The organism is Cryptosporangium japonicum (assembly GCF_039524755.1).
Classification (GTDB): Bacteria; Actinomycetota; Actinomycetes; order Mycobacteriales; family Cryptosporangiaceae; genus Cryptosporangium; species Cryptosporangium japonicum.
Genome location: NZ_BAAAGX010000001.1, coordinates 127,875 through 138,985 on the forward strand (window position 1 = coordinate 127,875; position 11,111 = coordinate 138,985).

At 67.9% G+C, this 11,111-nt stretch carries 10 protein-coding genes, 1 tRNA gene and 1 pseudogene; 2 read left to right on the top strand and 10 right to left on the bottom strand.

Annotation, left to right across the window (positions count from 1 at the left end):
* Positions 1-23: 23 nt before the first annotated feature.
* The 9 genes and pseudogenes from ABD437_RS00575 to ABD437_RS00615 all read right to left on the bottom strand — a co-directional run bounded on the left by ABD437_RS00575 (position 24) and on the right by ABD437_RS00615 (position 9,076).
* Positions 24-788 (bottom strand): amino acid ABC transporter ATP-binding protein, encoded by a 765-nt coding sequence (locus ABD437_RS00575; RefSeq protein WP_344646704.1) that lies wholly within the window; start codon positions 786-788, stop codon positions 24-26.
* Positions 785-1,750 (bottom strand): amino acid ABC transporter permease, encoded by a 966-nt coding sequence (locus ABD437_RS00580; protein ID WP_344646705.1) that lies wholly within the window; start codon positions 1,748-1,750, stop codon positions 785-787. Before ABD437_RS00580 ends, ABD437_RS00575 begins: the two co-directional genes overlap by 4 nt.
* Positions 1,750-2,622: an ABC transporter substrate-binding protein gene (locus ABD437_RS00585; RefSeq protein WP_344646706.1), complete on the bottom strand. Its 873-nt coding sequence runs from the start codon at positions 2,620-2,622 to the stop codon at positions 1,750-1,752. The genes ABD437_RS00580 and ABD437_RS00585 overlap by 1 nt, the downstream gene beginning before the upstream one ends.
* Positions 2,623-2,760: 138 nt before the next feature.
* Complete coding sequence (locus tag ABD437_RS00590; protein ID WP_344646707.1) at positions 2,761-3,477, bottom strand: ABC transporter ATP-binding protein; 717 nt, start codon at positions 3,475-3,477, stop codon at positions 2,761-2,763.
* Positions 3,467-4,366: an ABC transporter ATP-binding protein gene (locus ABD437_RS00595; RefSeq protein WP_425558059.1), complete on the bottom strand. Its 900-nt coding sequence runs from the start codon at positions 4,364-4,366 to the stop codon at positions 3,467-3,469. Before ABD437_RS00595 ends, ABD437_RS00590 begins: the two co-directional genes overlap by 11 nt.
* 406 nt (positions 4,367-4,772) lie before the next feature.
* Positions 4,773-5,813 (bottom strand): annotated as a pseudogene (locus tag ABD437_RS00600) (branched-chain amino acid ABC transporter permease); the annotation flags it as partial.
* Positions 5,814-5,902: 89 nt separating this feature from the next.
* Positions 5,903-6,853, bottom strand: a complete 951-nt coding sequence (locus ABD437_RS00605; protein ID WP_344646709.1) for a branched-chain amino acid ABC transporter permease — start codon at positions 6,851-6,853, stop codon at positions 5,903-5,905.
* Positions 6,854-7,026: 173 nt separating this feature from the next.
* Positions 7,027-8,160 (bottom strand): branched-chain amino acid ABC transporter substrate-binding protein, encoded by a 1,134-nt coding sequence (locus tag ABD437_RS00610; RefSeq protein WP_344646710.1) that lies wholly within the window; start codon positions 8,158-8,160, stop codon positions 7,027-7,029.
* 280 nt (positions 8,161-8,440) lie between these two features.
* Positions 8,441-9,076, bottom strand: coding sequence for an ANTAR domain-containing response regulator (locus ABD437_RS00615; protein ID WP_344646711.1), 636 nt, complete (start codon positions 9,074-9,076; stop codon positions 8,441-8,443).
* 228 nt (positions 9,077-9,304) lie between these two features.
* Here ABD437_RS00615 and ABD437_RS00620 point away from each other — a divergent pair.
* Positions 9,305-9,390: transfer RNA gene (locus ABD437_RS00620), tRNA-Leu, on the top strand.
* A 51-nt stretch (positions 9,391-9,441) separates the two neighbouring features.
* Here the strand turns inward: ABD437_RS00620 and pyk are convergent.
* Positions 9,442-10,857: a pyruvate kinase gene (pyk, locus tag ABD437_RS00625; protein WP_344646712.1), complete on the bottom strand. Its 1,416-nt coding sequence runs from the start codon at positions 10,855-10,857 to the stop codon at positions 9,442-9,444.
* A 116-nt stretch (positions 10,858-10,973) separates the two neighbouring features.
* Here pyk and ABD437_RS00630 point away from each other — a divergent pair.
* On the top strand, positions 10,974-11,111 hold a 138-nt coding region (locus ABD437_RS00630), incomplete at its 3' end, for an FmdB family zinc ribbon protein (protein ID WP_344646807.1).

Consider the following 11,111-nt stretch of genomic DNA (forward strand, 5'->3'; position numbering starts at 1 on the left):
CGGACGCTACCATTCGATAATGGTCACAACACCTTCGAGAGGAACGACTTGGTGCGTTCGTGCTGCGGGTTGTTGATGACCTCGCGTGGTGGGCCCGACTCGACCACCACCCCGCCGTCCATGAACACCAGGCTGTCGCCGACCTCGCGGGCGAACCCGATCTCGTGGGTGACGACGACCATCGTCATGCCGTCCTCGGCGAGCGCCCGCATGACGTCGAGCACCTCGCCGACCAGCTCCGGGTCGAGCGCCGACGTGGGCTCGTCGAAGAGCATCAGCTTCGGACGCATCGCGAGCGCACGGGCGATCGCGACGCGCTGCTGCTGGCCGCCGGAGAGCTGCGCGGGGTAGTTGTCCACCTTGGCGCCCAACCCCACTCGGTCGAGCAGGGTGCGGGCGCGATCGCGGGCGTCGGCCTTGCGCTCCTTCTTGACCTGCACCGGCGCCTCGATGACGTTGTCGAGCACCGTCTTGTGCGGGAACAGGTTGAAGCGCTGGAACACCATGCCGATGTCCCGCCGCTGGGCCGCGATGTGCTTCTCGGACAGCTCGTGCAGCTTGCCGCCGCGCTCCTGGTAGCCGACCAGCTGACCGTCGACCCAGAGCTTCCCGGCGTTGATCTTCTCCAGGTGGTTGATGCACCGCAGGAACGTCGACTTGCCGGACCCGGACGGGCCGAGGATGCACATCACCTCGCCGGGATCGACCTTCAGGTCGATGCCCTTGAGGACTTCGAGGTGGCCGAACGACTTGTGGACGTTCTCCGACAGCACCATTGGAGTGCTCATGCGCCCCCCGCTCCCCCGCGAATGCCCAGCCTCCGCCGGCGCTGCTGAGTACCGAAGCCGCGGCCGAAGTACCGCTCGAGGAAGTACTGGCCGATCATCAGGATGCTGGAGAGCGCCAGGTACCACAGGCAGGCGGCCACCAACATCGGGAACACCTGGAACGTGCGGTTGCCGATCGCTTCGAGCTGGAAGAACAGCTCGTTGGTCACCGGCACCGCGACGAGCAGCGAGGTGTCCTTCAACATCGCCGTCACTTCGTTGCCGGTCGGCGGCACGACCACCCGCATGGCCTGCGGCAGGATGATCCGCCGCATGGTGGCCGCGCGACCCATGCCGAGCGCCTGCGCGGCCTCGTTCTGGCCCGGGTCGACCGACTGGATGCCGGCCCGGACGATCTCGGCCATGTACGCGCCCTCGGAGAGCGCCAGCCCGATCAGACCGGCGGTGAAGCCGGTGAGGAACGTGTTGGCGTTCAGCCCGAAGATCCGGGCGCTGAAGTCGATGCCGAGCAGGTCGGCGATCTGGTGGTCGAACGGCAGGCCGAACTCGAACCGGGCGTAGAGGATGCCCAGGTTGCCGAACAGCACCAGCAGCACGTACCGGGGCACGGCACGGAAGAACCAGGTGTAGAGCCAGGCCGCGGTCGAGAGCACCGGGTTCGGCGACAGCCGCAGCACGGCCGCGACGATGCCGAGCAGGATCCCGACGAGCATGGCCAGCACGGTCATCACCAGCGTGGTGCGGACGCCCTCGATGATCGGCGACCGGAACATGTGGTTGACCATGAACGACCACTGGAACGCGGGGTTCGTCACCAGCATGTGCACGAACATCGCGACCAGCACCACGATGACCGCCACCGCGACCCAGCGGCCGGGGTGGCGCACGGGCACTGCCTTGATCGGCTCCGGGCGAACCCGCTCGGCGGGCGCTTCCGCGCCCGCCGAGGAAGGCTCGGACATCAGGGGTTGACGGCCGGGTCGGTGATCGCGCCAGCGTCGACGCCCCACTTCTCCAGGACGGTCTTGTAGGTGCCGTCCGCGATCAGCGCCTTGGTGGCGTCGGCGATCGCCTGCGCGAAGTCGGTCTGGTCCTTCTTGACCACGTAGCCGTACGGCGCGGCGTCGTAGATGTCGCCGGCCAGCTCGAGCTGCCCGTTCGACTGCTCGACGGCGTACGCGGCGATCGGCGAGTCGGCGAGCGTCGCCGCGTCCTTACCGGACACGACCGACGCGGTGGCCTGGTCCTGGCCCGCGTACTGGTCGATCGTGATCGCCTTCTTGCCGGCGTCGGTGCACTTCTTCGACCGGGCCGTGATGTCGTCGACCTGGACCGTGCCCTTCTGCACCGCGATCTTCTGGCCGCAGACGTCGTCCGGGTTGATCTTGGTGCCCTTCTTCGTCGCCCACTGGGTGCCGGCGTTGAAGTAGCTGACCATGTTGACGGTCTGCTTGCGCTCGTCGTTGATCGTGAACGAGGAGACGCCGATCTCGTACTTGCCCGAGCCGATACCGGGGATGATGTCGTCGAAGCCCGCGGTCACGAACTCCGCCTTCAGCCCCAGCTTCTGGGCCACCGCGGTGAACAGGTCGATGTCGAAGCCCTTGATGGTCTTGCCATCGGTGTCGAGGAACTCGTTCGGCGCGTACGACGAGTCGGTGCCGACCAGGATCTTGCCGTCGGACTTGATCGCGTCCGGAACCTTCGAGGCGAGGTCGGTGTCGGCCGAGGCGCTCGGCGCGGGGGACGACTCGGACGAGGTGTCGCTGGGGTCGTCACCACAGCCGGCCAGACCGGCGGCGACCGCGGCGAGCACGGCCACGGTGGCGAACATTCGACGGCCACGGCCGACAGGGAGCGAGCGCATTGGAGTTACCTCCCGGTAAATAACTGCCGCCGGGTCGGGGGACTTCGGCGGAACCGCCCCGCGGACCGGCCTCTGCGCTGAGCCGGCCCGCGGGTACTGCGTGAGTTACGCGACGCCCAGGTAGGCGGCCTTGATCGCGGGGTCGCCGAGCATGTCACGTCCCTGCCCGCTCTTGACGATCGAGCCGGTCTCCAGGATGTAGGCGCGGTCGGCGATCGAGAGCGCCTGCTGGGCGTTCTGCTCGACGACGAGCACCGTGGTGCCCTGCTCGTTGATCTCCTTGATGATCCGGAAGATCTGCGCGATGAGCATCGGCGCCAGCCCCATCGACGGCTCGTCCAGGAGCAGCAGCCGCGGACGCGCCATCAGGGCCCGCCCGATCGTGAGCATCTGCTGCTCACCGCCCGACATCGTTCCCGCGACCTGGGTACGCCGCTCGGCCAGACGCGGGAACAGCGTGAACACGCGCTCCAGGCCTTCTTCGCGGGCCCGGCCACGCAGGTCCTTGCGGGCGTACGTGCCCATGTCGAGGTTCTCGGCCACCGTCATGCCGGCGAAGATTCCCCGGCCCTCCGGCGCCTGCGAGATGCCCCGCGTCACGCGCAGGTCCGCGCGCAGCGTGGTGATGTCCTCGCCGTCGAACACGATGCTGCCGCGGCTCGCCGGCCGGAGACCGGAGATCGCGCGCATCGTCGTGCTCTTCCCGGCGCCGTTGGCGCCGATCAGCGTCACGATCTCGCCCGCCTCGACCTGGATCGAGATCCCGTGCAGTGCCTCGATCCGCCCGTAGGCGACCGCGAGGTCGTTGATCTCAAGCAACATCGGTCGGCTCCTCCTCCGGCACACCGAGGTAGGCGGCGATGACCGCGGGGTTGTCGCGGACCTCGGCCGGCGTGCCCTCGGCGATCTTCTTGCCGAACTCGAGGACGACGATCCGGTCGGTCACTCCCATGACCAGCCGCATGTCGTGCTCGATCAGCAGCACCGTGTACCCCTGGTCGCGGATCGCCCGGATCAGGTCCATCAGTTCGGCCTTCTCGGCCGGGTTGAAGCCGGCGGCCGGCTCGTCCAGGCAGAGCAGCGTCGGCTCGGTGGCCAGCGCCCTGGCGATCTCCAGACGACGCTGGTAGCCGTAGGGCAGGTTGCGTGCCGACGAGTGCGCCTGGTCGGCGATCCCGACGAACTGGAGCAGCTCCATCGCCCGGTCGCGACCGTCCTTCTCCTCGCGGAAGTGCCGCGGGGAGAGCCGGAAGACCGCGCCGGGGACGCTCGTCTTGTGGCGGGCGTCGGCCCCCACCATGACGTTCTCCAGCGCGCTCATCTCGGGGAACAACCGGATGTTCTGGAACGTCCGGGCGATGCCGAGCCGGGTGATCTGGTACTTCTTGCGCCGGCCCAGCTTCTTGCCGTCGAACCAGACCTCACCGTCGGTGGGCTGGTAGACGCCGGTCATCACGTTGAAGCACGTGGTCTTGCCGGCGCCGTTGGGCCCGATCAGACCGAGGATCTCGCCCCGGTTGATCGCGAAGTCGACGCCGTTGAGCGCGGTGACACCGCCGAAGCGCAACGTGACGTCACGCATCTCGAGCAGCTTCTCACCGACGCTGACGTGCGCTTCGGGCTCCGGCAGGTCGACGCTCTCGTCGACCGCCGGCGGCGGCGCGTCCGGCACGACGCCGTTCGTCTCGGGGGCGTTCTCAGGCGTTGACACCGGCCGCCACCTCCTTCTTCCGGTCGGCGAGTTCGGTCGCGCGGCGCCGGTTGGGCAGCAGACCCTGCGGACGGAACACGCTCATCACGATCAGGGCGATACCGAAGGCGAAGTACCGCAGCGCCTGGACGCCGTCGCCGATCTCGTCGAACACGTACGGGGCGATCGCCCCGAGCAGCACGGTGACGAAGGCTCCCAGGAAGAGTGCCACGGCCTTGGGCCCGTCGCCCGACGCGAGGCCGATCAGCCGGGTCAGCACGATGCCCGCGATCGCGACCAGGACCAGGGCCCCGACCAGCAACCGGGTCGGGTTGTCGGTGCCGACGTCGGTCACGATCGAGTGCAGCTGGGTGCCGACCGACACCGCGACCACGAACCCGAGCAGACCGCCGACGATCGTCGCGATCGCCCTCGCCGTGCTGCTCAGCAGCTTCTTCCGCTGCGAGATCAGCGCCACCAGCAGCGCGACGATCAGCACCACGAACCAGGCGCCGAACAGCGACTCGTCGAAGCCGCGCAGCCGCTCCGGGACGTAGACGACGATGACCGCGCCGAGGATGACGCCGAACTTGTTGCCGGAGCCGCCGATGACGACCGCGGCCAGGAACAGGATCGAGGTCAGGACGTCGAACGTGTCCGGGTTGATGAAGCCCTGCCGGCTGGCGAAGATGCCGCCGGAGATGCCGCCCACCGCCGCGCCGATCGCGAACGCCCAGAGCTTGAAGCGGAACGTCGGGACGCCCATCAGCTCGGCGGCGTCCTCGTCCTCGCGGATCGCGAGCCAGGCGCGGCCGACGCGGCTGCGCTCCAGGTTCGAGATCAGCACCAGGATGACGATGATGAACGCCAGGATCAGCCAGTAGAACGGCGTGATGTCGACGACGCCGAACAGCTTCGAACCGTCGGCCTTCTCGCCGGGCGGCTTCGGGATGTTCGAGATACCCGACCGGTTGCCGAGCCACGACGTGTTGACCGCGGCCAGCCGGACGATCTCACCGAAGCCGAGCGTCACGATCGCCAGGTAGTCACCGCGCAGACGCAGCGTCGGACCACCGAGGATGACGCCGGCGACCATCGCGATCGCGATGCCGATCGGCACGCAGATCAGCCACGGGTACGCGGTGGCGAGGTCGCTGGACGGCGACCCGAACACCGAGACCGTGTAGGCGCCGACCGCGTAGAAGCCGACGTACCCGAGGTCGAGCAGACCGGCGAAGCCGACCACGACGTTCAGGCCGATCGCGCAGAGCGCGAACGCGCCGACCAGGAACAGCACGCCCGAGAAGCTCGTGTTCGGCGTCCCGATGACCGGGATGCCGGAGCCGGTGGACGAGCGCAGGTTCTTGTCCCAGACCGGGAGGAGCACCAGCACGATCAGCAGGATCGCGGCCGGCACGTACCGGGCCGGGGTGGGCAGCCGGCCGAACCGCGACCGGAACGACCCCATCGCCGCGGACCGCCGGTCGGCGATCGCGTCGGCGACCCGGAGCAGCGGCGACCCGGTGGTGGGCGCCGGCGGAGCCAGAGTGTCCTGAGTCATGCGCGGGCCCTCCCCAGCGACTCGCCGAGCAGACCGGTCGGCCGGAACATCAGGACCAGGATCAGGAAGACGAACGCGATGACGTCACGCCACTGCGACCCGATCACCGCCTGCCCCCAGTTCTCGACCAGGCCCAGCAACAGCCCGCCGAGCAGCGCGCCGCGCAGGTTGCCGATACCGCCGAGCACCGCGGCGGTGAACGCCTTCAGGCCCAGCAGGAAGCCGGCGTTGAACTTCGTGACGCCGAACTGCAGGTTGTAGAGCACCGCGGCGACACCGGCCATCAGACCACCGAGCACGAACGTCCACGCGATGACCCGGTCCTTGTTGACGCCCATCAACGCGGCGGCATCGGGGTCCATGGCCACCGCCCGGATACCGCGGCCGAGCCGGGTCCGGTTGATGATCGTGTCGAGCAGGATCATGACGCCGAACGCGGCGACGACCACCAGGATCATCTGGTTGGTGATCGACGCGCCGAACAGCTCGAACTGCGTCGAGGGCTCGATCAGGTTGCCCACCGGCACGTTGTCGCGGCTGTAGAAGACGCCGAACGCCTCCGAGATCGCGATCGACGCACCGATCGCGCTGATCAGGAAGACCAGGGGCGGCGCGTTGCGCTTACGCAGCGGGCGGTACGCGATCCGCTCGACGACGAGCGCGGTGGCACCCGACGCGGCCATCGCCGCGACCATCGCCGCGAGGATCACCGCGATCACGATCGCGACGCTCGGCACCGCCTCGTCCGCGCCGACACCCACCAGTCGAAGGGTGAGGATCGCCGCGAAGGTGCCGGTGACGAACACCTCGGAGTGCGCGAAGTTGATCAGGCGCAGGACGCCGTACACGAGCGTGTACCCCAGGGCGACGAGCGCATAGATCGCCCCCTGGGTGAAGCCGGTCGCTGTCAGCTGACCGAAGTTATCGAATAGTGCAGAGAAGTCCATCTGCCAAAGTTCCAACCGGTGGGTTCGAGGGGCTACAGGGTGACGCGGCCGTTCGTGGCGGCAACGCCTGGCCTTGCACGACGAAGGGCGGGCGCCGGTCGGTGCCGGCGCCCGGCCTCGTCGTTACTCAGGAGGGGATCAGGCGGGCCGGAAATACCATCCGGCCCGGCGAATTACTTGATCTCCTTGAGCGCGACGATCTTGCCGCCCTCGAACTTGTAGGCCCAGACGCCCTTGTCGGCGACCTCACCCTTGTCGTCGAACTTGACCTGCTTCGTGATGCCCTGCTTGTCGTACGAGTTCACGAACTCGAGCATCTCGGCGCGGGTCTTCTTGCCGTCGGCGATGCCGTCGAGGAAGACGGTCGCGGCGTCGAACGCCTCGGCCGAGTAGGTCGACGGGTCGGCGCTGAAGGCCTTCTTGTAGTCGTCGAAGAACGTGCCCGGGGCCTTCTCCGGCGGGAGGCACGGGCAGGTGACGATCGTGCCCTCGGCGGCGGCCGCACCGGCACCGTCGATGAACTTGACGTCCTTCACGCCGTCACCGGCGATCATCGTGATCGACTGGCCACCGGCCTGGCTCAGCTGCTTGCGGAGCAGACCGGCCTCGTCGTAGTACCCACCGAAGTACACGGCGGTGGCACCGGACGAACGGATGTCGGTGACGACCGCGGAGAAGTCGGTCTGACCGTCCTGGATCGTCTGCGACTTGACCACGGCGCTGCCGAGGTCCTTCTTGACGATGTCGGCGAGGCCCTTGCCGTACTCGGACGCGTCGTCGACGACGTAGACCTTGCTGGCCTTCAGGTCGTCCTTGATGTACTTCGCGGCCTGCGGGCCCTGCGCGTTGTCGCTACCGAGAACGCGGTGGAAGATCTTCCAGCCGTTCTCCGACAGCGCCGGGTTCGTCGCCGAGGCGGAGATGATCGGGAGACCGGCCTCCTCGAACGTCGGGCCGGTCGCCTTGGTCTCACCGGAGAACGCCGGGCCGACGACGCCGATGATCTTCTCGTCCTGGACGACCTCGGGGACGACCGTCGAAGCCTTCTCCGGCTTGCCCTCGGAGTCGAACTTCTTCAGCGTGACCTTGCAGTCCGCGTTCTTCTCGTTGTACTGGTCGACGGCCAGCTGCGCACCGTTCGAGATGTTGATCCCGAGCGCCGCGTTGTCACCGGTCTGCGGTCCGACGAACCCGATGATCAGGTCGCAGGCCTTGTCGCCGCCGCTGGCGTTCGACCCGCCGTCGTCGTCACCGCCGCTACTGCAACCGGTGATAGCGAGCGCGACAGCGGCACTGACAGCCGCCACGCGCGCGAGGTTGCGAAGACGCACGAGTAAACCTCCACTAAACGTGGGCATGCCGTCCGTCACCGCGCTCGGCACGAATCCGCATCCCCCTGTGTGGGAGGGACTATAGAAGTGCCGTCACTGCTCTGACCAGCCTTGTTGGACGTCGTAACAGCAAAGTGATCAGAAGAAAGCTCGCGTTGGGGCGAAATCCGCACGTCGTGCGTCCGACCAGCGGAGAGTGACAACCCGGCCGTTACCCAATTGGGACGACCGGGTGCCCGAAAGGACTACTGCAACATCAACTACCGGCTCGTTGCGTCTGCGTTTCCACGATGGTTTCGGCAACCAGCTTCATCGTGGTGCGGCGGTCCATCGCCGTGCGCTGGATCCACCGGAACGCCTCCGGCTCGCTCATGCCCTGTTCCTGGAGCAGGCCCTTGGCCCGCTCGATCACCTTGCGGGTGGCCAGGCGCTCGGTGAGGTCGGTGACCTCCTTCTCGAGCGCGGTGATCTCGGCGAAGCGCGAGACCGCCATCTCGATGGTGGGCAGCAGGTCCTTCTTCTGGAACGGCTTCACCAGGTAGGCCATCGCGCCCGCGCTGCGGGCCCGCTCGACCAGATCGCGCTGGCTGAACGCGGTGAGGATCACCACCGGGGCGATGCGGTCGCCGGCGATGCGTTCGGCGGCGGCCAGGCCGTCGAGCACCGGCATCTTGACGTCCAGGATCACCAGGTCGGGGCGGAGCTCCTCGGCGAGCTCGATCGCCTTCTGGCCGTCGCCGGCCTCACCGACCACCTCGTAACCCTCTTCGACCAGCATCTCCTTCAGATCGAGGCGGATCAGCGCCTCGTCCTCGGCGATGAGGACGCGTCGCGTCGTAGCGGCGGTTTCGGCGGCGGCCGAAGCCGGGTTGGACGCCGGAGACTCAGCCATGGGGCCTCCTCTGGGTTGACGTGGAGCCGGGCGCGCGCACCCCGGGTCGCGGAGTGCCGGATGCCGACGGCTGATGGTGCCTGCTGGCGAGCAGCGTACCGGGCTAAGCTGTCAGAGCTTCCGTGCGCGGGCCGTGAACCGGCTGCCGGTCTCTTCCGGCTGCCCGATTCACAGTGCGCAGATGTTGCGGAGGCAGGCTGCGCGGTGGTAACTCATGCTCACCACCCCGCCGGGATGGAGGAATGGCAGACTCGGACGCCTCAAAAGCGTCTGCCCGAAAGGGCGTGCGGGTTCGAATCCCGCTCCCGGCACCACGAGAAAGAGCCTGGCCGCGGCTGCGGCCAGGCTCTTTCTACTGAATGGGTTCAGCCGAGCGACCCGATCCGGTGGACGCGGACGGTGTTCGTCGCGCCGGCCTGGTTCGGCGGCGTACCCGCGACGATGACGACGCTGTCGCCCGGCGAACACCAGCCGGCCTCCTGCAGCAGCGTGTCGACCTGCTTCACCATGTCGTCGGTGTGCTCCACCGACGGTGAGAGAAACGTCTCGACGCCCCAGGACAGCGCCAGTTGGTTGCGGACGCTTTCGATCGGCGTGAACGCGAGCAGCGGCAGCTGGGTGTGCAGGCGGGCGACGCGGCGCACGGTGTCGCCGGTGAGCGTGAACGCCACCAGCGCCTTGGCCTCGATGACCTCACCGATCTGACGCGCGGCGGCCGAGATCGCGCCACCCTGCGTCCTGGGCGCGTGCTGCAGGGCCGGGACCGGCGTCTTCGACTCCTCGACCGTCTCGATGATCTTGGCCATCGTGCGGACGGTGAGGATCGGGTACCGGCCGACGCTGGTCTCGGCCGAGAGCATGACCGCGTCGGCACCGTCGAGGACGGCGTTCGCGACGTCGGACGCCTCGGCGCGGGTGGGCCGGGAGTTCTCGATCATCGAGTCGAGCATCTGGGTGGCGACGATCACCGGGCGGGCGTTCTCCCGCGCCAGCTGGATCGCGCGCTTCTGCACCAGCGGCACCTGCTCGAGCGGCAGCTCGACGCCCAGGTCACCGCGGGCGACCATCAGCCCGTCGAAGGCCAGCACGATCTGCTCGAGGTACTCGACCGCCTCGGGCTTCTCGATCTTCGCGATGACCGGGACCCGGCGGCCCTCCTCGTCCATGATCGCGTGGACGAGCTTGATGTCGTCGGGCGAGCGGACGAACGAGAGCGCGATCATGTCGGCGCCGAGGCGGAGGGCGAAGCGGAGGTCCTCCGCGTCCTTCTCCGAGAGCGCCGGGACGCTGATCTTCACGTTGGGCAGCGAGAGGCCCTTGTTGTTGCTGACCGGGCCGCCCTCGAGGACCAGGCAGCGGATGTCGTTGCCCTCGACGCCGGTGACCTCGAGGGCCAGCTTGCCGTCGTCGATGAGCAGCCGGTCGCCGATCGCGACCTCGTTGGCCAGCTTGCGGTAGGTGGTGGAGACCCGGTCGTGATCGCCGACGATGTCGTCGGTGGTGATCGAGACGACCTCGCCGGTCTTCCACTCGACAGGGCCCTCGGCGAACTTTCCGAGGCGGATCTTGGGTCCCTGCAGGTCGGCGAGAACGCCGACCGCCTTGCCGGTGGCCTCGGCGGCCTCCCGGACCCGTTGGTAGACCCCTTCGTGGTCGGCGTGTGCACCGTGGCTGAAGTTCAGCCTGGCGATGTTCATACCGGCGTCGACCAGCGCGCGGAGGCGCTCTGACGACGCGGTCGCCGGTCCGATGGTGCACACGATTTTGGCTCGACGCGTCATGAGGTCAAGGTAGCCCTCCTAGTGAACCGATTCACATCCCTCCCGTGGCTGATTGATGTCAACTAGGGTGCTATAGCTGAGGGGACGTGTGCCGGGGCGGCGTTATCGTGGTGTCCGTGGCTGCCTATGAGTACCGCTGTCGGGAGTGCCGCACCGTCTTCGAGGTGCGACGTTCGGTGCACGAGAGCACCCCGTCCTCAGTTCCCTGCCCCGCCGGCCACGCCGAGACCACACGGGTGTTCTCCGCGCTCTCG